We start from the raw sequence: 21609 nt of genomic DNA on the forward strand, positions 1-21609 counted from the left end.
ACTTCGTCGAACCGGTTCGGCGAAGCTAGCACCGAGCGACCCGGCCAGCAATCCCCTCGACGCGCTCTACCGGTTCCGGTTCCGGCTCCGGCCCGGAATTCCGGGAATGCGGTCGGGGGTGTTGACAGGCTTTCGGGCGGTTCCTACCTTCACTTCATGCGAACCGGTTCGACAAACCGGAGATCGTCTCTTCACCGTTCCCACAGCCCCAGACGCCCGGCGCCATGTTCCTCCCGGAGCAGCGAACCGGTTCGAGCAAGGAGTTCCCGTGAACATCGGTGAGATCGCCAAGCGGGCCGGCGTCTCGCGGAGCACCGTGTCGTACGCGCTGAGCGGCAAGCGCCCGGTGTCGGAGGAGACCCGCTGGAAGATCCAGCAGGTCGTCGACGAGCTGGGCTACCGGCCCAGCGCCAGTGCCCGTGCGCTGGCCAACGGCCGGACCAGCACGATCGGTCTGGTCTTCCCGCCGGCCGGGGACCACTACACGGGGATGCAGCTGGACTTCATCGGCAGTGTGGTGGAGGCCGCCGCGGCCCACGACTACGACGTGCTTCTGTCCCCGAGCGGTGTGGACAGCGACCGCTCCTTCCAGCGGCTGCTGGGCGAGCGGCGGGTCGACGGCGCGATCCTGATGGAGATCAGACTGGAGGACGACCGGGTCGACCACCTGGCCGCTCTGAATTTCCCGTCCGTCGCCATCGGCCGCACCGCCCACCCGGAGGACGGCTGGTGGGTGGGCCTGGACCACACCGAGCTGGCGGCGGCGTGCGTGCACCACCTGGCGGATCTCGGCCATCGCCGGGTCGCCTTCGTCAACCGTCCCGAGCAGTTGGTGCGGGCCGGGTACGAGTCCGCGCACCGCGGCCTGGACGGCTTCACCAAGGCGGCGGCCGAGCGCGGGCTGACGGTGCGAACGTACTGCTGCGGGGACAACGCCGCGTCGGGCCAGGCGTGCGTGGAGCAGATCCTGCGCGACGACCCGGCCACCACGGCCCTGGTCACGCTGAACGAGGCCGCTCTGGGTGGCCTCTACCGGGGGCTCGCCCAGGCGTGCCGTCGTGTGCCGCGCGACTTCTCCGTCACCGGGGTAGTGGCCGGCCGGTGGGCGGAGACGGTGACCCCGCAGCTCACCGCGGCAGACGTACCGGCGGCGGAGATGGGCCGGCGCGCCGTCGACCTGCTGGTGGAGCGACTCGACCATCCCGACGCGCCGCCCCGGCACCATCTCCTCACGCCGCCGATCTCCCTGCGGGCCAGCACCGGGCCCGCGGGAGTCACGCCCACCGCGGACGCGGGTTCCGGCACGACGGCCTGACCGCACCCACGTAACCCTCTTCAAACCTCTCCAGCCCTCGTCGCACCACCTGGCGCTCGCACCGCTCAACGGTGCCGTTCGCCGTGCCCGTCTCGCCGTGTCGCACCGTGAGCCCCGAACTGTCATGCCCAAAACAAAGGAACCCGCAATGAGCCACTTCTCCAGACAGCGTCGTCTGACCGCCGCAGCCCTCACCGCGCTGGCCGTGGCCGTCAGCGCCACCGCCTGTTCCTCCGGTTCGGGCAGCACCGACGCCAGGGGCGGCGGCAGCGGCACGTACACCATCTGGGACCCGTACCCCCAGTTCGACAAGGGTTCGGCCTGGGTGAAGCTGCTGGACCGGTGCGGCACCGAGGCCGGGGTGAAGATCAAGCGGACCGCCTTCGACACCAGCGACCTGGGCAACAAGACGCTGCTGGCGGCGCAGCAGGGCAACTCGCCGGACGTCCTCATCGTGGACAACCCGGTGGTGTCGACCCTGGCCGAGGCGGGCGTGCTCACCACGACCGACGACACCAAGCTGGACACCTCGAAGGTGGACCCCAACCTGCTCGCGGCCGGCCGGTCGGGCGGCAAGACGTACGGCACACCGATCGGCGCCAACACCCTGGCCCTCTACTACAACAAGAAGGTGCTGAAGGAGGCCGGGGTGGACATCGCCTCGGTCAAGGACTGGACGTCGCTGACGGCAGCACTGGCGAAGGTCAAGAAGGCGGGCAAGAAGGGCGTCACGTTCTCGGCGATCGGCACGGAGGAGGGCAGTTTCCAGTTCCTGCCGTGGTTCTGGGGCGCGGGCGCCAAGCTGACCCGACTCGACTCCGCGCAGGCCGTGTCCGCCCTGTCGCTGTGGACGGACTGGCTCAAGCAGGGCTACGCCCCCAACTCGGTGCTCAACAACACCCAGACCACCAGCTGGCAGGAGTTCGCCGGCGGTGACTACGCCTTCGCCGAGAACGGCACCTGGCAGCTCGCCAATGCGAGGAAGGCCGGGCTCGATTACGGGGTGCTGCCCATCCCTGCCGCGACGGGGGGCAACGCGGCAGCCCCGACCGGCGGCGAGTTCGTCACCATCCCGGTCCAGGACGACACCGCCCGCTACACCACCTCCCAGAAGGTCACCGCCTGCCTGACCAGCGCCGACAACCTTTACGACACCGACACCACCCTGTCCTACGTGGCTCCCACCAGCGAGGTCCAGAACAAGCAGGTGGCGGCGAACGTGGAGCTGAAGCCATGGATCGAAGCGGTCAAGTCGGCCAAGGGGCGTACGAGCGACAACCTGGGCACCAAGTACCCCAAGATCTCCGAGCAGATGTGGAAGGCCGTCCAGTCCGCTCTCAGCGGGTCCAACTCACCCAAGAACGCGCTCACTTCGGCGCAGAACGCGGTGAAGTGAGGTGGGACCGATGAAACAGACCACCCATCCGCCGGACCACCGGTCCGCGCGCGTCCGGAGCGGGGCGGCCACCGCCTCCCCGTCCCCGGCCCGCACCAGGACACGCCGCCGTCCGACGTCCCAGCAGTGGGCCGCCTGGGGATTCCTCGCCCCGGTGACGGTCTATCTCGCCCTCTTCTACGCCTATCCGCTGTACCGCAACCTCGACCTCAGCCTGCGCCACTACACCGTCCGCTCCTTCGTGCAGGGCAACGCCCCGTTCACGGGCCTGCAGAACTACCGCACGGTCTTCGACGACCCGACCTTCGCCCCGGCCCTGCTCCACACGGCCGTCTTCACCGGCGTGTGCCTGGTCTTCCAGTACGCCATCGGCCTGGCCCTCGCGGTCTTCTTCAACCAGCACTTCCGACTGTCGGCCACCCTGCGAGCCCTGTTCCTCGTGCCCTGGCTGCTGCCGCTGATCGTGTCGGCCTCCACCTGGTCGTGGATGCTCAACAGTGACTCAGGCATCGTCAACGCCCTGGCGAGCGCTGTCGGCATCGAGCCGGTGAACTGGCTGACCTCACCGTCCTGGTCGCTGACCTCGGTGATCATCGCGAACATCTGGATCGGCGTCCCGTTCAACCTGGTCGTCCTCTACAGCGGCCTGCAATCCATCCCCACGAGCCTGTACGAGGCAGCCGCCCTCGACGGGGCGAACGCCTGGCAGCGTTTCTGGCGCGTCACCTTCCCGCTGCTGCGCCCGGTGTCCGCGATCACCCTGCTGCTCGGGCTGGTCTACACGCTCAAGGTCTTCGACATCATCTGGATCATGACCAAGGGCGGCCCCGCCGACTCGTCCACCACCTTCGCCACCTGGTCCTACCAGCTTGGCTTCGGCAACCTCCTGCCCGCCTTCGGCCCGGGCGCGGCTGTCGGCAACCTGCTCGTGGTCGCCGCCCTGATCTTCGGCCTGGTCTACGTCCGGGTCCAGCGGAAGCAGGCGCTGTCATGAACCTGAGCACCAGCCGGACGTGGTGGAAGACGACCGTCGGTGTCCTGTTGACCGCGATCATGCTCTTCCCGGTCTACTGGATGCTCAACGTGTCCTTGACCCGCGACCAGGACATGCGCAAGAGCCCACCGGACCTGCTCCCTGCGCACGGCACCCTGTCCGGCTACCGCACCGTCCTCGACGAGCAGTTGCCCTACCTCGGCACCAGCCTCGTGATCGGCCTGGGCACCGTCGTCCTGACCGTCGCCCTGGCCGCCCCCGCCGGCTACGCCCTGGCCAAGCTCCGCCCGCGCGGCGGCGGCATCCTGAGCTTCGTCCTGCTGGCCGCACAGATGATCCCCGGCATCATCATGGCGATGGGCTTCTACGCCATCTACCTCCAGCTTGGCCTGCTCCAGTCCGTTCCCGGCCTCATCGTCGCCGACTCCACCCTGGCCGTCCCCTTCGGCGTCCTCATCTTCACGGCGTTCATGTCCGGCATCCCCGGGGAACTGCTCCAGGCCGCGCAGGTGGACGGGGCAAGGGCCCTGCGCACGTTCTGGTCCGTGGTGCTGCCGATGAGCCGCAACGCCGTCGTCACGGTCTCCCTGTTCGCCTTCCTGTGGTCCTGGTCCGACTTCGTCTTCGCCAGCACCCTCGCGGGCGGCGGCGCCCACGAACCGATCACTCTCGGCATCTACCACTACATCGGCAACAACAACCAGCAGTGGAACGCCATCATGGCGACCGCCGTCGTGGCCTCGCTGCCGACCGCCGTGATCCTCGTCCTCGCCCAGCGCTACGTCGCCGCCGGCGTGACCGCCGGCGCCATCAAGGACTGAGTCCCTCCCTTCCGTCACAACCGCTCCGGCTGCACGCACGCCAGTCGGCCGGTGCCCCCTGCCCGAGAAACGAGTGACGCATCATGACCGCCGCCCTGTCAGGCCCGGCCTTCTCCGTCCACGACATTCCGTTCAGCACGTACGGATCCTGGTTCGACATCTCGCCCGTGGTGGCGGAGAAGACGTACGCCGAGGACCTCCACCTCGTCTCGCACCAGAACGGCATGCACGGCGTCCTGCGCCTGGTCCCCCTGGACCCGGCGACGGGTGAGCGGGCCACGGCCCGCGTCGAGGCGACACCGGGACTGCTCAGCTGGATCGGCGAGGGCGGGCACGTCGACCTCGCCTACGAGTCGCCGGACACCGTACGGCTGCGGGGGAGCGGCCTGGGCATCGGCGTCTTCGCCGCCGCGCAGACCCTGACCCCGTTCAGCGGAACGTACTTCCTCCACGACCCGGCAGCGAACGGACACGTGTTCACGTCGTACGAGACCGGACGCCGTTACCGCGTCACCGTGCTGTCCGGCACCCTCGCCGTCCCGGCCGGAGCCCAGGCCCTGGGCAGCGCCGACCGCGGTCTCGCCATGACCGCCGCGGCGGACGGGGCCTGGGAGATGGCGATCGAGGAACTCGGCACCTCTCGTCCGGCCTACGCGTCCTCGGCGCCCTTCGACGAGATCGCGGAAGCCGCGAAGAGAGGCTTCATGGACTTCGTCGACGCCGTGGCTCCCTGGCGCTCGTCCGCCACCCCGGCCGCTGAACTCGCCGCCTACGTCGTCTGGTCGGCGACGGTACGACCGACCGGCCTGGTCACCCGCCCCGCCGTGCTGATGTCCAAGCACTGGATGGACAAGGTCTGGAGCTGGGACCACTGCTTCAACGCCCTGGCCCTGGCGCCCGGTTGTCCCGAACTGGCCCTGGACCAGTTCGCCCTGCCGTTCGACCACCAGGACGACAGCGGCGCCCTGCCCGACTCGGTGGCCCACTCCGAGGTGCTCTACAACTTCGTCAAGCCGCCCATCCACGGCTGGGCCTTCGGGCACCTGCGCCGTCGCCTGCCGACACCTCCCAGTGAGGCCGAACTGGCCACTGTGTACGACCGGTTGGAGTGCTGGACCGACTTCTGGCTCACCGCACGACGGGCCCCCGGTGCCGACCTGGCCCACTACCAGCACGGCAACGACAGTGGCTGGGACAACGCCACCACCTTCGACCGCGAGCGGGTGGTCGTCGCGGCCGACCTGGCCGCCTTCCTCGTCCTCCAGATGCATGAACTATCCAATGTAGCAACTGAGTTGGGCAGGCAGGGCGATGCACGCCGGTGGGCGCGGGCGGCCGAGGAGACCCAGACGGCACTGCTGGAGCAGCTCTGGAGCGGGGACAGATTCGTCGCCCAAGGCGTCACCGGCGGGAACACCTGGAGCAGCTCAAGCCTCCTCGACCTGATGCCCATCGTGCTGGGCGAGCACCTGCCCGGCGAGGTCGCCGGTGCGCTGGCCGACCACATCAAGGCCCATCTGACCCCGTACGGCCTCGCCACCGAACTGACCACCTCACCGCACTACCTCGCCGACGGCTACTGGCGCGGCCCGATCTGGGCCCCCGCCACCGTCCTCGTCGAGGACGGCCTGCGCCGCGCCGGCCACCACCGGCTGGCGGACGACATCAGCGCCCGCTTCCGCGCCCTGTGCGAGACCCACGGCTTCGCCGAGAACTTCGACGCCCTCACCGGCACGGGTCTGCGGGACCGCGCCTACACCTGGACCGCCAGCAGCTATCTCCTGCTGGCCGAAGCACACGCACAGCGGGACGGCCACTGACCGGCTGCCTCCCCCATAGCCCCCGGACCGCCCGAGCCCGCCACACTCATGCAGGAGCCGCACCATGAAATCGCCCCGGATACACCCCACCCCCACCACCCGCACCGGACGCCGAACGATCCCCTCCGTCGCCGTCCTGCTGACCGCCCTGGCCGCGACCCTCATACCCGCAGACCCGTCACAGGCCGCCGACACCGGCGTCACCGTGGACTTCGCGACAGCCGGAGGCGCGCCCACCTACCGCGCCTCCGGCATGATCTACGGGATGACGCCGGACGGGTCACTGCCGCAGGACCACTTCTTCAAGGACATCAAGTGGCACTTCATGCGGGCCGGCGGCGCCCAGCTCAACAGCGGCGGCTACGGTACCAGCCTCGCCGACTACCAGACCCGCTGGAACGCCACGCTCGCCCAGTACAAGCGCACCACGGCCCTCGGCGGCACCTTCGTGCTGCTCCCGCACGACCTGTGGGGTGCGGACAGCACCACCAGCCAGGGCTGGCCCGGCGACAACGGTGACTGGACGAAGTTCGACAACTTCGTCACGCAGCTCATCAACGACGTCGAAGCCAACCACATGACCGTCGAGTGGGACCTGTGGAACGAACCCGACGGCAGGGGCTTCTGGGCTCCCTCGCAGGCGCAGTACCTGCAGATGTGGTCGCGGTTCTACGCCCGCGTCCGGGCCGCCTTCCCGGGCCAGCTCATCGTCGGCCCCAGCATGGCGGGCCAGCCGGCCTCCTCCAACACCTGGTGGACCACCTACCTCGACTACGTCAAGGCCCACAACGTCGCGCCCGACATCTACAGCTGGCACGACGAACCCGCCGATCCCGTCCCGGGCGTGGCCGGCGCCAACTCCACCCTTGCCGCGGCAGGCCTGGCCAACACCCGCCCGTACCAGATCAACGAGTACGCGGCGCTGTCCCAGCAGAACCCCGGCGGCGGCGCCTGGTTCATCGGCCGTCTGGAGCGAGCCGGCGCCGACGGCCTGCGCGGCAACTGGGCCTCCGGCACGAACCTGCACGACGACGAGGCCAACCTGCTCACCAAGAACAGCTCCGGCCAGTACCTGCCGCTGGGCGAGTGGTTCGTGTACCGCTACTACGGCTCGCAGACCGGCAACATCGTCAACCTCACTCCGGGCGCCGGCACCGACGGCCTCGCCACCAAGGACAACACCGCCAGGAACGCCAAGATCCTGCTCGGCAGCAATGGCAACACCGGCAATGTCACCGTCAACCTCACCGGCCTGAACACGACTTCGGTGGTGGAGAGCGGCAAGGTCCGCGCCGTCGTCCAGCGCGTGCCCTACAACGGCGGCGCCGCGGTGGCCGGACCCGAGACGATCTCCGACACCACCCTGAGCGTCAGCAACAACGCGACCTCGGTCAGCGTCCCCTGGAGCAACGCCAAGGACGGCTACACCGTCACCCTGCTCCCGCCGTCCCACACCACCGTCTCGACCGTCGCCGTCAGCGAGAACGGCGGCCAGTGCCTGGACGACACCAACTTGAGCACCGCCAACGGCACCCAATACCAGCAGTACCTCTGCGAGGGCGGCTACCAGCAGATGCTCGACCTCAATCCGGTGAACGGCAAGGCCGACACCTACACCGTGGTCAACGAGCTGAGCGGCAAGTGCCTCGACGTCTCCGGGGCGTCCACCGCCGACGGCGCCGCCGTCATCCAGTACACCTGCAACGGCGCGGCCAACCAGCAGTTCACCCTCAACCCCGTCACCGCACTCGGCAACAGCAAGGACTACCAACTCGTGGCCGTCCACAGCGGCAAGTGCGTCGACGTCAGCAACATCTCCACCGCTCCGGGAGCCCTCATCCACCAGTGGACCTGCGACCCGGCCGGCGCCCTCGGCACCAAGAAGAACCAGATCTGGCGGCTCCCCGGCACGTTCTGACGGCTGAAGCGGGTCCGCTACGATGACGATCTCGCTCCACCCCCTCCGGATGCCGTTCGGCGTAGGCCAGGCTGAGCGTGGCCCCCCAGGAACCGAGGACGTTCCGGTAGCGGTCCGGGGGGAGTACCGGCGCACACCCCTGCCGCACCCCGATCCCGGCCCGCCGTGGACGACGAGCGCGGGCCGGCCGTCCGGGTTGCCGCAGACCTCCCAGTGCAGCAGGTTGCCGTCGCCGACATCGAGCATCTGCTGCTCGTACGGCTCGATCGGCGGGTATCTATCTTCAGGGCAGCGCAGCGAAGCACTTCTGATCTGCAGGTTTACGAATGACGCTGGCGGTCGCACCCAGGGTCTGAGTGGCCCGGTCGACCAGACGCCCGGCAAAACCCGCATAGGCGAAGACGAACCGGCAAGCCGGCACGGTCACAGACGCCCCGAGCAGGACGATCTCGTCCGCCCCAGCCACGCCCGCCGCTGAATGCTGCCCCACCTCAGGCTGAACATCGAAGAAGGAGCACCACGTCGCTGAAGAACGTCAACACCGTCCTGGCCGCCGCCTGCCCCACCACGGCTCCGTCGCCGCCGCGTTCGGCATCCACGGTCTGACCCCGGTGCTGATCGCGATCACCGGCCTGCTGACCCTCCGCGAGACCAGCAAGGCTCACAAGGCTCCCGCCCCAGCGGCCGCCGCGCAGAACGCCTGGCCGCTGCGGGCCTCGAAGGGGTGGCGCGGCCACCTGGCCGGGCCACCCCCTAGCAGAACCGGCCCTTGTTCCGACGCCCATAAACGGTCCTTCACCCGAGAGACATCAAGATCGGCACCGCGCTCCTGCACGGCCTCGGCTGGTCCTTCAGCCTGGTGGCCGGCTTCTCCCTGCTCAGCGAAGTCACTCCATCAGCGATCCGGCCGGGACTACAGGGGGCGACGGACACGCTGTGAACGTCGCCGCCGTGGTGGGTGCCGGTCCGGCCAGGCCCGTCATGCTCAGCATCGGCTTCGGGGCTCGGAGGGGTGTCGTTCGGTGTACACACCAAGTCGACCTGCCGCCGGCTCGTTCAATCAATCCACGTCAACACCTCAACTCAACTGGGAAGCCTGGGTCAATGGTCACATTCAGACGGTGACCACAACTGTATGGGCACCGGGTACTACGTCGCTGCAGGCGGTCAGGTGGCCGCGAAGGCGTACAAGTTCCTCGTCGAGGTGCTGCGCTCGTGTCAGGAGACCCTTTCGTGCACAGATCGCGTGAGTGGATCTTCCTCGCCGGGTGGCCCCCACCTCGACCACGGATCATGCGAGCCCTTTTCAACACCTGCACCGACAGGGTGGGGAATCACTGCCAGCGACCGGGCTGGGGAGTCACAGGATCGTCCACATACTCGGTAGACACCCAGGTCAGCCAGGTGATGTCACAAGACCCCCGCCAGAGCCGAATCGCCTGATCGTCGACACCGCCGCCGACGCCCCGATTTGCCCGAGCTTCGTGCTCAGAACCCGGTGGGCAGCCGGGGCGTGTACGGACGCTCCAGCGCCGCGCGTTCGTCGCCGGTCAGTCGGACGTCCAGCGCGGCCGCCGCGTCGTCCAGGTGGCCCGGGCGGGTCGCGCCGACGACCGGGGCAGTGACCACCGGGTTGCCCAGCACCCAGCCGAGCGCGACCTGCGCCATCGGCAGGCTCCGGGCTCGCGCGACGGACTGCACGGCGTCCACGATCGGCCGGTCGACGTCCGCGAAGAACCGCCGGGCTACCGGATCCCCGGCCGAGCGGGCCGTCGCCCGCCCGTACGGGCGGGCCAACCGCCCGGAGGCGAGCGGGCACCACACCAGGCTGCCCACCCTCTGGTCGGCGAGCAGCGGGAACATCTCCCTCTCCTCCTCGCGCTGCACCAGGCTGTACTGGTGCTGCATCGACACGAAGGCCGGGCCGCCGTCCCGCGCCGCGGTGTGCTGCAGCTTGGCGAACTGCCAGGACCACATCGAGGAGGCGCCGACGTAGCGGACCTTCCCGGCCGCCACCACCTCCCGCAGGGCTGCCACGGTCTCCTCGACCGGGGTCGCCGGGTCGAAGCGGTGCAGTTGGTAGAGGTCCAGGTAGTCGGTGCCGAGGCGGGTCAGCGAGCCGTCCACCTGCGCCAGGATTGCCTTGCGGGACAGCCCGGAGCCGCCCGGGCCGTCGTGCATCGGCAGGCCCACCTTCGTCGCGAGGACGACGTCTTCGCGCCGGGTGTACCGCCGCACCGCGCGGCCGACCAGTTCCTCCGAGGCACCCCCGCCGTACACGTTGGCGGTGTCCCAGAAGGTGATGCCGAGCTCGACCGCGCGCCGGAAGACCGATGCCGCGGCCTCTTCGTCCAGCGCCCAGGGGTTGTGCCCGCGGCCGCTGCCGCCGAAGCCCATGCAGCCGAGCGCGATCCGGCTGACCGCCAGGCTGGTGCCGGCGAGATTGACGTACTCCATCGTTCCCCCGCTCACGCCGGGTACGGTTCGGCGGCCCGCGCGTGCTTCAACGCGCCCGCCCACCAGGACAGTTGGTCGAGCATGGTCTTGGCGTAGCCGGCCGCCTGCGGGTCGTCCGGGCGTTCGTCCGTCCAGGCGGTGAAGTAGTTCGGGAAGGCCAGGCCGTCCCGGATGGTCACCGCGTGCAACTCGGTCAGCACGTTCTCCAGGTGCAGCACGGCGTGCCGGCCGCCGGCCGCGCCGCCGTAGCTCACGAAGGCGACCGGCTTGGCCGTCCACTGGGTGAAGTGCCAGTCGATGGCGGCCTTCAGCGAGGCGGGGTAGCTGTGGTTGTACTCCGGTGTGACGATCAGGAAGGCGTCCGCGCCCTCCAGGGCCTCGGTCAGCGCGGCCATCCCGGCCGGGCGGGGATAGTCGGCGCCCGCGAACTTCGGCGGGGCGGCGGGCAGCGCCAGCGGGAGGTCCACCTCGGCCAGATCGACCACCTCCACCTCGAACCCACCGTGTGCGACGGCCTGTTCGGCCACCCACGAGGACACCACCGGGCCGAACCGGCCCTCCCGGACGCTACCGACGAGGATCACAAGCTTGTGCGTGTTCTTCTCCATGGCCACCACCATCGGCCCGCCCATCGGCCGCAACCAGACCGTGCCCAGACTGGCCCTCACAGGGCCACCCTCCGTGCCGCCGCCGGCCGTTACGCTTCTCACATGGGCACACCACTGGGGGACTTCATCCGCGCCAAGCGCGACAGCATCCAGCCCGAGACGCTCGGCCTGCCCGACCACGGCCGCCGCCGCTCGCCCGGACTGCGCCGCTCCGACCTGGCCGTGCGCGCCGGCATCAGTGTCGAGTACCTGACGCGGCTGGAGCAGGGCCGCGACCGCAACCCCTCCCCGGCCGTGCTCCACGCCCTCGCCGACGCCCTCAGCCTCGACCCCGCCGAGCGCGGCCACCTGCGCTACCTCGCGAAGATCACCGGCGGCGCCTGCGCCGGCCGCACCCGGCCCGCCCCGCCGCCCCGCGACGTCCGTCCGGCCGTCCGCGAGACCCTGCGCCTGCTCGAACCGGGCGTCGCCGCCGTCACCAACCGCCTCGGCGACATCCTCGCCCACACCAGCGGCTACGCCGCCGTCCTCGGCGCGGCCGGCCTGCTTGACGTCCCGGCTCCGAACCTCACCCGCTACGTCTTCACCGACCCCCGGTCCCGCACCCTCTTCCCCGACTGGGACGAGGTCGCCGACGAGCAGGCCTTCGACCTCTGGCTCGGCCCCTCGGCCGAGAACTCCGAGTGGCTCAGCACCGAACTCGCCCCCGTGGCGGGCCCCGAGTTCACCCGCCGCCTGGGCAACCACCGTGTCCCGCGCCGCGGCCCGCTCCGCCTCCAGCACCCGGCCGGACCCGAACTCCGCCTGCTGCGTGAGACCTTGGACCTCACAGCCGACGCCCAGCAGCTCCTCGTCCTTCTCCCCGCAGACGAGGACACCACCGCCCACCTCGACCGGCTCACCCAGCCGGCCCCGGCCCGCCTGCGGGCAATCTCCTGAACGGTGGCGAATTCGACAATCCGGTCCACGGACGACTTCCAGCCCTGTGCGGCATCCACGACAAGGCCGGGGGCATCGAGCGGAATCGGGACCCACGACACGACCGGCTGCTTCCCCCGCGCGATGCGGCGAAGGAGGTCGGCGACCACGCGATCGGCACATCAAGAGCGTCCGCCAGCAGGTGCTGAACTGAGTGGCACCAGTAGGGCAGACGCGGTTCGCTCGATCATGGCTTCTGTGCTTCATGATCACCGGAGGATCTGTGCCTGCCGTCGCGTCACGCATTCTCGACCCGATCCGTGATCAGTTAACTCGCGTCGCTGCCCATGCGTGAGGAGTGCCATCCGGGGGGCAGGGGGTCTGCCACAACCCGCTTATCAGTGACGGGGTGGTCTTCGACCGTCTGGTGCAGGGCTTGGTCTTGGGCTGCGGATACGAGCGGGCGGCCGACGGTTCCTCCCGCCACCACCCTGCTCCGCCGCCGTGACGAGAAGATCGTGGGTGGGGTGATAGAGCCCCTGAGGCTGCTCGCGCCGGCCGCCTACGACCGGATGATCGGCCTCGGACTCGACCAGCTGTCCGCTGACGGCTGCATCAGCAAGGCCCCCTCCGGCGGCGACTGCGCCGGCAAAAGCCCCGACGATCGGGCGCAACAAGTCATCAAACGCTCGCAGTTGACGGATGGGCACGGCTTACCGCTAGTCACTGACCCGGCGCTTGCCAACGCTCGCGACCACTCGCTGCTGCCCGCCACCCTCGACCGCTTCGCCGATCTTCATCACCCTGGCCGGCACCGTTGTCACGGTCCGCTGCCTGCCCCTACGCGCCTGGACTCCCTACCACTGAGGCACCCGCCCAAGAACCCCTCGCATTTACGACCTGCTGACGGATGCCCTGATGTGCTCGCGCAGTTCCTCGCACTTCGGTTACTCAGCCGCCTGACCTGATGATGACCGGATCGGTCCGCTCCCGGACCCGATGCGGCCTGTCACCGCCCCCGCCCCCGCGGTCAGGCTTGGGGACATGAACCGAGCACTGATCGTCATTGATGTCCAGGAGTCGTTCCGCGCCCGTCCGCTGTGGGCAACCACCTCCGACCCGAAGATCGCCGACCAGGTGAACCGCCTGGTCCAGCTCTCCCGTCAGGCCGGGGACCTGGTGGTGTGGGTACTGCACTCCGAGCCCGGCACCGGCGATGTCTTCGACCCGGCCCTCGGCCATGTCCGGCTGATGGAGGAACTGGAGCGAGCGGAGGGGGAGCCGCTGATCCACAAGACCTCGCACAACGCCTTCACCACCACCAACTTGCAGCAACTCCTCACCGAGCGCGGTATCCGTGAACTCACCGTCTGCGGCATGCGCACCGAGCAGTGTGTGGAGACAACCACCCGCGTCGCCAGCGACCTCGGCTACCAGGTCACCTTTGTCATCGACGCGACCGCGACCAATCCCATCCCGCACCGCGACGCTCCCGCCGACCAGAGCGTCGGCGACCTGCTGGCCGACCCCCGAACGATGCCTGCCGAAGAGATCATCAGGCGCACCGCGTACGCCCTCGCCGGACGCTTCGCCACCATCGCGACGGTCGACCAGCTGGAGGCCGCAGCAGAACTTCAGGCATGATGACCGAATCGTGAGCCACATCGTCTTCTTCCTCGTGCCCGGAGTCCACTTGCTGGACCTGGCCGGCCCCGCACAGGTCTTCTCCACGGCCGCGGACTTCGGGCACCCCTACGCGCTCACCTACGTCGCCGAGCAGCCACAGGTCTCCACCGCCCAGGGACTGCCGCTGGTGGCCGGGCTCGACTGGCCCGAACTCGGGGCCGAGGATCTGATCGTGGTGCCCGGCTGGCGGGCTGGCGCCCTGTCCGACGGCCCTGCTATCGGAGCCGCCTCCCTGCAGGCCCTCAGGGAACACCACGCCAGGGGCGGGACGGTGGCCAGCGTATGCGCCGGAGCCGAGGCGCTCGGCCGGGCCGGCCTGCTGGACGGCCGGCACTGCACCACCCACCACGACGTGCAGGACGAGCTGGCCTTGCGTCACCCCAGGGCGGTGGTCGTCCGTGACGTCCTTTTCACCGTCGACGACCGAGTGATCACTTCGGCGGGCATCGCCAGCGGCATCGATCTGGCCCTGCACCTGGTCGCGACCCGGCACGGCCCGGCGGTTGCCGCCCAGGTAGCCCGGGACATGGTTGTCTACGCTCGCCGCAATGGCCATGAACCGCAGTCCAGCGCGATGCTCCGGCACCGGTCCCACCTCGACGACACCGTGCACCGAGCCCAGGACATCATCGACGCCCGCTTCGACCAACCGCTCCCCCTCCCCACGCTGGCCTCGGCCGTAGGCGTGAGCGAACGTACTCTCACCCGCCTCTTCAGCCGCGCCACCGGGCTCACCCCACTGCGCTACCAGCAGACCCTCCGACTCGAACGCGCCGAGCACTTCATCAGCCACGGCGCGACAATCGACGCCGCCGCCCGCTCCGTCGGTTTCGAGGACCCGCGCATGCTGCGCCGCCTCCGCGCCCGCACGACCTGACTGCGTCTACTACGCTCAGCACGGGGATGCCTTTCGGACCCGCGCTGCAACGCGGACCTACTCGATGACCGGAGGTCGATCACTCGGGAAGGTACGCCCTCCGCGTTCCGCGAGGCACGCCTCCCGAGTCCGATCCACCGGTCTTGAGCATTGCTCTCGATCACCTTGCCGCTGCCCGCCCCGCTTCGGGGTTCAGTCTGGCAGCAACAGCTCTATTCGCGCCCACTGTGCATCAGCCAACGGCACGGCCGGGCCAACGGTCCGGTGATCGGATGCCTTGATCGCGGCATGGACCGTAGGTCACAGAACCTCTGCCCTTGACTGTGGGCGTTGGCGGTCCCAGAAGAGGACGGTCAGGGCCATGCAGGAGGAGGCCGGGAACCACTCGTCCCGAAGGACGTTGTCGTCGTGGTCGAAGTGAGGATTCCCGGGGGTACTGCCGCCGTGTGAGGTCAGGCGGAGTGCGCCCCTGGCCGGCGGTCATCGTCCACAACAGACACCTGCCGAGCAGAGATGTGGTCGGGTACCCGGATCACAGTTGCGCCGAAGCACGGTGGTCGTCACCAACAAGGCGGGGTGATGCGACCGTTCACGTCGTCCGGGGCATTCCAGGTGTCACCAACACGGCAAGCTACTTGTCACAACCGCCCAAATTGCAGCCTTGTCGTCAGCAAGGGTAGCGCTGAAGATCGCCCGTCTCGCCTAGGACGACGGCGATTTCGCAGGACTCGGCATCCTTCTCACCGACGCCACCTTCGCAGGCAGCGGCGAGCCAGTGAGTGGCCGCCAGGCGATCGAGAAGATGTTCCAGGACATGCTGATCGTCTACGCCGACGGCACTCCGCGAACCCGGCATGTCACGACCAATATCGCCATCGAGGTCAACGAACAGGCGGGCACGGCAGTCTCGCGCTCGTACGTCACCGTGTTGCAGGCACTGCCCGACCTGCCGCTGCAACCCATCGCCGGCGGCCGGTACCACGGTCGCTTCGAGCGCCGTGACGAGCAGTGGTGCTTCGTGGAACGACGAGTCCACGTCAACCTCGTCGGTGATGTGAGTCGCCATCTCCGCGAGATTCCCGCGCAGCGCTGGTTCTCCCAGGGACCAGGTCCGTTCCAAACTTCACCCACCACAGACACCCCGGCGAGTCGGCCCGTCTTCCGTACCATCGCCGTAGTCGAGCCGGAGACAAGCCCGAGCGGAGCCGAGCCGGGGCCGTAACCCGTTGTCATACCCCTGTGGTGAGGTGTGGTTGGACGACGGAGAGCGGCAGGCGGAGGGGACGATGGGTGAGTGCACGGCGTGGCGGCCGTTTCTGGAGCAGTGGAGCGCGGAGTGGATCGCGGGGCACGACCCGGAGATGGACGCGCCGCTCGCGCGGGAGGTCGTACGTGACACCTGGCTCGGGTTCGCGTCGGCGAGCGAGGACGAGGTCGTCGCGGCCGAGGCCCGGCTGGGGCGTCGGCTGCCGCCTTCGCTGCGGGAGTTCCTGTTCGTCACCAACGGGTGGCGGGACGCGGGTAACTTCATCTACCGGCTGGCGGGCACCGCGGAGCTGGAATGGCTGCGGGACACCGACGACCGCTCCTGGATCGAGGTCTGGGAAGACCTTGCGGAGGACGGTGTAGAGGAGGATGACGACGGTGAGGAGGCGTTCGGCGTGCAGGAGGCGAAGGTCCTCGCGCGCTCCTTGCGCCTGTCCCTCGAGGGTGACGCGGCGGTCATGCTGCTCGACCCGGACGACGTGGACGAGAACGGCGAGTGGGCGGCGTATTGGCTCGCCTCCTGGTCCGGCGAGGGACCGGAACGGTACGACTCCTTCTACGACCTCATGCGCCAACAGTGGGTCTCCTTTCACGCCCTGCGCAAGCCGCAGGGCGCCACCCGGGACCACTGGGACGCGGAGGTCGAGCGGGCCCGCTGCGATGCGCTGGCCGGGGCGGTCGACGGACCGCTTGCGGTGTTCGCCCAGGCGCACGAGTACGGGCGGGAGCGGGCCGATGTGCTGAGCATGCAGATGAAAGCGATGCTCGGCGGTTGGCGCGACCACGTCGCGAGCCTGACGTGGTACAGCCCGGACATCGATGACCTCCTGCTCAGCCCGCTGTTCACCGCGCAACTCCTGCCGCTGCTGGTCCGGCAGGACCAGCTCGCGCACCCCCACGACCTGCGGCCCCTGCCGCGGCTCAAGGAGTACGCGCCCGCACCTGTGCGCGCGCTCGTTGCCGACTACGAGGCCCGGACGGCCCAGCCGGGCTTCCGGCTCACCTTCGGCGGGCCCGAGTTCGATGCGGCCGTGCATGCCGTCGCCGACCGCCTCGCCGGGCAGCCGGCCTTCCAGGCTCCCGACGAGCCGCCGATGCGTACGGGTCCGATCGTCGTCACCCTGTACGCGGGCAGCGGCTCGCGGCCGGAACCCGACCCGCTGTCCGACCCCGCCAAGGTCCGCGCGGCCCGCGTGGCCCTGTGCGACGAAGCCTGGCCCGAACTCCGTGCGGCGCTGCGCCTGTGGCACCCGGTGTGCGAGGACCACATCGCCCCGATATCCCTGTTCGCCGACCCGGTCCTGGCCCAGCTGATCACCCCGGACCGCGGCCGCGAGATCCTGGCCACGCCCCGAGGTACGGGCCCCGGCCTCCAGTAGGCTGGGCGCACTGGCAGCCGGGGACAGGGATACCGTACGGGGGGGGAAGGGCATGTCCGAGGAACGTGAGGGCGTCGTGATGTACTGGCGGCCCGGCTGCGTGTTCTGTATGAAGCTGCGGCTGAGCCTGCTCTTCACCCGCCTGCGCTACACCAAGCGGAACATCTGGCGGGACCAGGACGCAGCCGCGTTCGTCCGCTCCGTCGCCGACGGGAACGAGACGGTGCCCACCGTCACCGTTGCCGGGCACGCCATGGTCAACCCGTCGAAGCGACAGCTTCTGGACGCGGTCCGCACGCACGCACCGCACCTGCTGGCGTCCTGACCTGGCGCGAGAGGTAACGGGCTCGGGCCGACGGCCTGCGGGCGGCCCAGACGCGGTCGGTGGCCGTCGGTCACAACTCCAACGCGAGCCCGCTCTGTTCCGCATCGCACAGCGCACCTCGACCATGTCGACGTAGATCCGGAGTACGACGGCCTCGACCGGCAGACAGGACAGTTCCGGGTGGCACGCCCGCTCCAGCCGTGCCGCAGGATGAGTTGGAGCGGGGCTGCCGGTCTCCTCGACCTCGGCGCGGCAGGGCACCCCTTTGTCTCGTCGGCGGGGCATCGAGCGTTCAGCGGCGTCCGGTCGCCTTGCGGCGTGCGTCCGGGTCGTCCCGGGCAGACCCGGACGCACGGGCTGTTCTGGCTCCCTTCCGAACCGGGACGGTCCTAGTCCCGAGTACCCGGGGCGAAGGAGGGGACTCGGGTGCTCACTTCAGTCGACACCTTGCGGGTATAGGACCGCGCCGATCCGGTGCTTCACGTCGTGCTGCGGCTCATCTGCGGGCGTGGGAGCTGCGGCGACGAGGTCCTGGGCCAACTCCCTTAGCTTCCTGTTGGTGTACTGGGACTGCCGGCGCAAGACCCGCAGTGCCACATCTGCCGCCACGCCGTACTGGGCCATCAGAATCCCGCGCGCCAGATCGATGTCCTCCTGGCTGCCCCTGGCCTTGCTGATGTCCTCGCTGGCGAGGTCGCGGGCGTGTCGGGCGACGGGTTCGGTGACGTCCAGGACGAAACCGCGCAGTGTCACCACACTGCCGGTGTCGTCCGTACGTCCGTCGGCGACCAGGACAACCGCATGTTCGGCGCCTGTGGTGTCCATGATGCGGTGGTAGCAACCGAACGGCTTGCCGTCCGCCATGACGGCCGCCAGGGCCTTCTCCACTGTTTCGCGGTCGTCTGGATGCTGGTGCTCATGGAAAAGTTCGTTCGTCGGTTCTACCGAGTCCGGTGCGTAGCCGTAGAGGCGGTACATCTCGTCCGACCACCACCAGGAGTTCTCGGCGACTCGATACACGAACACTCCGGTCGGCTCGTCTGCCTCGTTACCGATCGGAATGGAGTCCGCGCTCACGATCCGCTCCTCCCGTCCGAACGGTCTCGCTCCGACATCAGGGGGAACGGACCTCCTCCCCATGCTAAGGGTGAGGGACGTGCGGAGAGGTGACGCCATACGCGTACGGATGAAGGTGCGGATCACTTGCCTCCCTGGGGGGCGTGAACATCCCTGCAACGACCTGCAAGCCCCGGCCACCGGCCGCATCGACGGGACACGGCGCCCTCGCTTTCGGCGGCGTCAATCTCCTGGATGCCCGTGACGCAGACGGCTTCGGCTGGCTGGAGGCCTGCGGGCCTACCAGCACTACCGGGGGTGACCGGCGGCGGGCCTGCTGCGACGCCTGGTGCATGAAGCCGACGGCCGCAGCGCCGCACCGAGCGCCTGCGTGCTGGACACTCAGAGTGTCAAGACCTCCGCCGACGTGCCCGCGGTCGGCCGAAGCATCGACGCAGGCAACAAGATCGCAGGATGCAAGCGCCATATCGGTGTCGACACCCTTGGCCTGCTGCTGGCCGTCCGGGTGACCGCCGCCAGGATCTCCGACAACACCGGCGGCATCCACCCCGTCCGCTCGGCGGCCTGCGGCAGGCAGTCCGTCCACTGGTGATCTTCGCGGAAGGCTGGCCACTCGAAGATCACCACCGGCCCAGCATCCCAAGAGTTGATCGGCTGCCCGACGCTCTCTCAGGTGAGGAACTCGTCGATGGCTGCCGCGATCTCCTCGGCGTGGGTCTCCAGGGCGAAGTGGCCGGTGTCCAGGAGGTTCGTATCGGATGCGGGCCCGGCACCGTTTGATGTGACTGTGCGTCTCAGCCGGCCACTTTGGTGCTCAGCCGAGGGACCGAGCCATTGGGCAGGGATCTGAGCATCGAGGTAAGAGGCAGTTGTCCTGGCCGGGCAAGTTATTACCTGCTTTGGACATCTGGACGGCCGCAGCCCCTCTTGCGGGGCACCTCAAGCGACCGACGAAGAGCGCCGGCACAGCGCTGGAGCGTGCTTCAGGGGCCCGGTCTTCGGGACCGCGCGGGAGAGGGAGCAATCCGGTGACGGCGAGGTGGCGAACGCGCCTACCAGATAAGCCTGCACTGGCTGTTGTCGGCGCCGGCCGGGCCGTCACATCAGTTTCATCAGCACGTCCGCGCGGGCGTAGTAGTCGGCCACCGGGAGGCGGTCGCGGGGGATCCTGACGAATCCGGCGTCCTCGTAGAGGTGGATGGCGGGGCCAAGTTTGCTGTTCGTGCCGAGAAACACCTGGGCCGCACCGAGTACGCGGGCGCGGTCGATCGCCGCGCCGACGAGCCGGCGGCCGATGCCGCGTCCCTGCGCGGCAGGAGCCACCGCCATCTTCGCCAGCTCGAACACCGCGTCTGGGTAGGCCAGGAGCGCCACGCAGCCAACGACAGCGTCGGCCCCCGTGGTACGGGCCAGCAGAACATCGCCGCCCGGGTCCACGATGCGGCCGAACGGGTCCCCGAGGACGGCTCGGTCCGCTTCTTCCAGCGTGAACAAGCCCGATATCCACTCCTCGTTCAACACACGGAACGCGTCGGCGTCAGCCTGGGTGGCGATCGAAGAAACCGCGATCGGCGCAGGGGCGTAGGGCATCTGGTGGGCTTCCTTCCCCGTGGACTTCCCACCAGCCTCCGGCCAGGCTCACCCATACGTCCAATACAAGGATTGCCCATCATCAATAAGCTTGGCCTATGGACCAGCGCATCGAGCTCCGCCATCTGCGGTACTTCCTGGCCGTGGCCGAGGAACTCCACTTCGGCCGTGCCGCCCAGCGACTGCACATCGCTCAGCCGGCCCTGTCCCAGCAGATCAGACAGCTCGAGAAGATCGTCGGCGTCGAGCTGTTCCAGCGGACTTCCCGAAGCGTCCGCCTCACGGACGCGGGAGCATCGTTCCAGCCGCGCGCGAGGGACCTCCTGAGCCGTCTGGCGGCAGACCTCGACGAGGCCGGCCGGGTCGGCCGCGGCGAATCCGGCCGCCTCGATGTCGCCTTCATCACCTCGGCCACCGCGATCGTGAGCGAACGGCTCCGCGCGTTCTCCCGCCACCGTCCAGACGTCCAGGTCAAACTCCATGACGGCTTCACCGTTGATGTGCTGACGGCCCTGGAGCGGGGCACCGCCGATGTCGGGATCGTCCGGGACGCCGAGGAGCGCAGCGGCATCGCCCTTACCCCGTTGGCCACGGAACGCCTTGTCGCCGTAGTTCCGGCCCACCACCCCGCCGCGAGGGGCGACCGTCTAGGAGTCACGGCACTGGCGGCCGATCCACTGATCCTGTTCCCGCGATCAGCAGGACCTCACGCGTTCGACCTGAACACCCAGCCACTGAGAGAGGCCGGCATCGACGTCCAGGTCGCCCAGGAGTGCTCGAACTGGCACACCATCATCATGCTCGTCGCCGCCGGCCTGGGCATCACCATCGCTCCCCACAGCGTCACGACGCTGCTCCCCCCGGGCGCCCGGAGGCTCGAACTCGACGGGTCTCCTCACGTGAGCCGGATCCTGATGGCAACCCGCCAGGGCGACAACCGTCCCCTTGTGCAAGCTTTCATCGCAGCACCCGAGACCATGAAGATTTCCGTCGACGGCCGGTCAGCGAAAGCTCAAAGGATCAGATAAGTGAGCCGGCTGGCCAACAAACTCAGGAGCCGCGGGGCGCGCGGAGGTTACTGCTGGTCGACCATGGCGAACGATGGGTCTGCACGGCGGGCCGGCCGCTGGCGGTGGCCGGCCCGCTGCGGGCGCGGTCGTGC

General features: G+C 69.1%; 17 protein-coding genes and 3 pseudogenes. 15 read left to right on the forward strand and 5 right to left on the reverse strand.

Annotation, left to right across the window (positions count from 1 at the left end):
* Positions 1–268 precede the first annotated feature (268 nt).
* The 6 genes from GQF42_RS42595 to GQF42_RS42620 all read left to right on the forward strand — a co-directional run bounded on the left by GQF42_RS42595 (position 269) and on the right by GQF42_RS42620 (position 8264).
* Positions 269–1315 carry a LacI family DNA-binding transcriptional regulator gene (locus GQF42_RS42595; protein ID WP_158929004.1) on the forward strand — a complete coding sequence of 349 codons (1047 nt, stop codon included), beginning with the start codon at positions 269–271 and terminating at the stop codon, positions 1313–1315.
* A 148-nt stretch (positions 1316–1463) separates the two neighbouring features.
* Positions 1464–2711 carry a sugar ABC transporter substrate-binding protein gene (locus tag GQF42_RS42600; RefSeq protein WP_158929006.1) on the forward strand — a complete coding sequence of 416 codons (1248 nt, stop codon included), beginning with the start codon at positions 1464–1466 and terminating at the stop codon, positions 2709–2711.
* Positions 2712–2721: 10 nt separating this feature from the next.
* Positions 2722–3705 (forward strand): carbohydrate ABC transporter permease, encoded by a 984-nt coding sequence (locus tag GQF42_RS42605; RefSeq protein WP_158929008.1) that lies wholly within the window; start codon positions 2722–2724, stop codon positions 3703–3705.
* Positions 3702–4526: a carbohydrate ABC transporter permease gene (locus tag GQF42_RS42610; RefSeq protein WP_158929010.1), complete on the forward strand. Its 825-nt coding sequence runs from the start codon at positions 3702–3704 to the stop codon at positions 4524–4526. Before GQF42_RS42605 ends, GQF42_RS42610 begins: the two co-directional genes overlap by 4 nt.
* 83 nt (positions 4527–4609) lie before the next feature.
* On the forward strand, positions 4610–6346 hold the full coding sequence (locus GQF42_RS42615; RefSeq protein WP_158929012.1) for an amylo-alpha-1,6-glucosidase: 1737 nt from the start codon (positions 4610–4612) through the stop codon (positions 6344–6346).
* A 64-nt stretch (positions 6347–6410) separates the two neighbouring features.
* Complete coding sequence (locus GQF42_RS42620) at positions 6411–8264, forward strand: RICIN domain-containing protein (RefSeq protein ID WP_158929014.1); 1854 nt, start codon at positions 6411–6413, stop codon at positions 8262–8264.
* 37 nt (positions 8265–8301) lie between these two features.
* Here GQF42_RS42620 and GQF42_RS46615 read toward each other — a convergent pair.
* The 3 genes and pseudogenes from GQF42_RS46615 to GQF42_RS42635 form a co-directional block, all read right to left on the reverse strand.
* Positions 8302–8510, reverse strand: a pseudogene (locus GQF42_RS46615) (prolyl aminopeptidase); the annotation flags it as partial.
* A 1242-nt stretch (positions 8511–9752) separates the two neighbouring features.
* Positions 9753–10721, reverse strand: coding sequence for an aldo/keto reductase (locus GQF42_RS42630; protein WP_158931274.1), 969 nt, complete (start codon positions 10719–10721; stop codon positions 9753–9755).
* 11 nt (positions 10722–10732) lie between these two features.
* The gene (locus tag GQF42_RS42635) at positions 10733–11329 is read right to left on the reverse strand and encodes an NADPH-dependent FMN reductase (protein ID WP_158931276.1); all 597 of its coding nucleotides are present in this window, start codon (positions 11327–11329) and stop codon (positions 10733–10735) included.
* A gap of 102 nt (positions 11330–11431) precedes the next feature.
* Here GQF42_RS42635 and GQF42_RS42640 point away from each other — a divergent pair, with 102 nt between their 5' ends.
* From GQF42_RS42640 to GQF42_RS42670, 7 genes and pseudogenes are all read left to right on the forward strand, one after another.
* Positions 11432–12268 (forward strand): helix-turn-helix domain-containing protein, encoded by an 837-nt coding sequence (locus tag GQF42_RS42640; RefSeq protein ID WP_158929016.1) that lies wholly within the window; start codon positions 11432–11434, stop codon positions 12266–12268.
* 262 nt (positions 12269–12530) lie between these two features.
* Positions 12531–13098 (forward strand): annotated as a pseudogene (locus tag GQF42_RS42645) (IS5/IS1182 family transposase); the annotation flags it as partial.
* Between the two features lie 193 nt (positions 13099–13291).
* Entirely contained in the window at positions 13292–13891 is a 600-nt protein-coding gene (locus GQF42_RS42650) for an isochorismatase family protein (RefSeq protein ID WP_158929018.1), read from the forward strand.
* Positions 13892–13901: 10 nt separating this feature from the next.
* Entirely contained in the window at positions 13902–14810 is a 909-nt protein-coding gene (locus tag GQF42_RS42655) for a GlxA family transcriptional regulator (protein WP_158929020.1), read from the forward strand.
* Positions 14811–15543: 733 nt separating this feature from the next.
* Positions 15544–16032 (forward strand): nuclear transport factor 2 family protein, encoded by a 489-nt coding sequence (locus GQF42_RS42660; RefSeq protein ID WP_158931278.1) that lies wholly within the window; start codon positions 15544–15546, stop codon positions 16030–16032.
* A gap of 64 nt (positions 16033–16096) precedes the next feature.
* Positions 16097–17455: an SMI1/KNR4 family protein gene (locus GQF42_RS42665; protein ID WP_158929022.1), complete on the forward strand. Its 1359-nt coding sequence runs from the start codon at positions 16097–16099 to the stop codon at positions 17453–17455.
* A gap of 52 nt (positions 17456–17507) precedes the next feature.
* Positions 17508–17780: a glutaredoxin domain-containing protein gene (locus GQF42_RS42670; protein ID WP_158929024.1), complete on the forward strand. Its 273-nt coding sequence runs from the start codon at positions 17508–17510 to the stop codon at positions 17778–17780.
* A 435-nt stretch (positions 17781–18215) separates the two neighbouring features.
* On the opposite strand, the gene GQF42_RS42675 is transcribed toward GQF42_RS42670, so the two are convergent.
* Complete coding sequence (locus GQF42_RS42675; protein ID WP_158929026.1) at positions 18216–18857, reverse strand: PAS and ANTAR domain-containing protein; 642 nt, start codon at positions 18855–18857, stop codon at positions 18216–18218.
* 310 nt (positions 18858–19167) lie between these two features.
* On the opposite strand from GQF42_RS42675, the pseudogene GQF42_RS42680 reads away from it, so the two are divergent.
* A pseudogene (locus tag GQF42_RS42680) lies at positions 19168–19404 on the forward strand (transposase); the annotation flags it as partial.
* A 551-nt stretch (positions 19405–19955) separates the two neighbouring features.
* Here the strand turns inward: GQF42_RS42680 and GQF42_RS42685 are convergent.
* Positions 19956–20447, reverse strand: a complete 492-nt coding sequence (locus GQF42_RS42685; protein ID WP_158929028.1) for a GNAT family N-acetyltransferase — start codon at positions 20445–20447, stop codon at positions 19956–19958.
* A gap of 98 nt (positions 20448–20545) precedes the next feature.
* Here GQF42_RS42685 and GQF42_RS42690 point away from each other — a divergent pair, with 98 nt between their 5' ends.
* Entirely contained in the window at positions 20546–21475 is a 930-nt protein-coding gene (locus GQF42_RS42690) for a LysR family transcriptional regulator (RefSeq protein ID WP_158929030.1), read from the forward strand.
* Positions 21476–21609: the final 134 nt, after the last annotated feature.

The organism is Streptomyces broussonetiae, from assembly GCF_009796285.1.
GTDB lineage: Bacteria > Actinomycetota > Actinomycetes > Streptomycetales > Streptomycetaceae > Streptomyces > Streptomyces broussonetiae.

Bases quoted from the DNA above. Each gene is read 5' to 3' on its own strand.
- GQF42_RS42600 (WP_158929006.1), top strand. From the start codon at position 1,464: ATGAGCCACTTCTCCAGACAGCGTCGTCTGACCGCCGCAGCCCTCACC.
- GQF42_RS42605 (WP_158929008.1), top strand. From the start codon at position 2,722: ATGAAACAGACCACCCATCCGCCGGACCACCGGTCCGCGCGCGTCCGG.
- GQF42_RS42610 (WP_158929010.1), top strand. From the start codon at position 3,702: ATGAACCTGAGCACCAGCCGGACGTGGTGGAAGACGACCGTCGGTGTC.
- GQF42_RS42615 (WP_158929012.1), top strand. From the start codon at position 4,610: ATGACCGCCGCCCTGTCAGGCCCGGCCTTCTCCGTCCACGACATTCCG.
- GQF42_RS42620 (WP_158929014.1), top strand. From the start codon at position 6,411: ATGAAATCGCCCCGGATACACCCCACCCCCACCACCCGCACCGGACGC.
- GQF42_RS42630 (WP_158931274.1), bottom strand. From the start codon at position 10,721: ATGGAGTACGTCAATCTCGCCGGCACCAGCCTGGCGGTCAGCCGGATC.
- GQF42_RS42635 (WP_158931276.1), bottom strand. From the start codon at position 11,329: ATGGAGAAGAACACGCACAAGCTTGTGATCCTCGTCGGTAGCGTCCGG.
- GQF42_RS42640 (WP_158929016.1), top strand. From the start codon at position 11,432: ATGGGCACACCACTGGGGGACTTCATCCGCGCCAAGCGCGACAGCATC.
- GQF42_RS42650 (WP_158929018.1), top strand. From the start codon at position 13,292: ATGAACCGAGCACTGATCGTCATTGATGTCCAGGAGTCGTTCCGCGCC.
- GQF42_RS42665 (WP_158929022.1), top strand. From the start codon at position 16,097: ATGGGTGAGTGCACGGCGTGGCGGCCGTTTCTGGAGCAGTGGAGCGCG.
- GQF42_RS42670 (WP_158929024.1), top strand. From the start codon at position 17,508: ATGTCCGAGGAACGTGAGGGCGTCGTGATGTACTGGCGGCCCGGCTGC.
- GQF42_RS42685 (WP_158929028.1), bottom strand. From the start codon at position 20,447: ATGCCCTACGCCCCTGCGCCGATCGCGGTTTCTTCGATCGCCACCCAG.
- GQF42_RS42690 (WP_158929030.1), top strand. From the start codon at position 20,546: ATGGACCAGCGCATCGAGCTCCGCCATCTGCGGTACTTCCTGGCCGTG.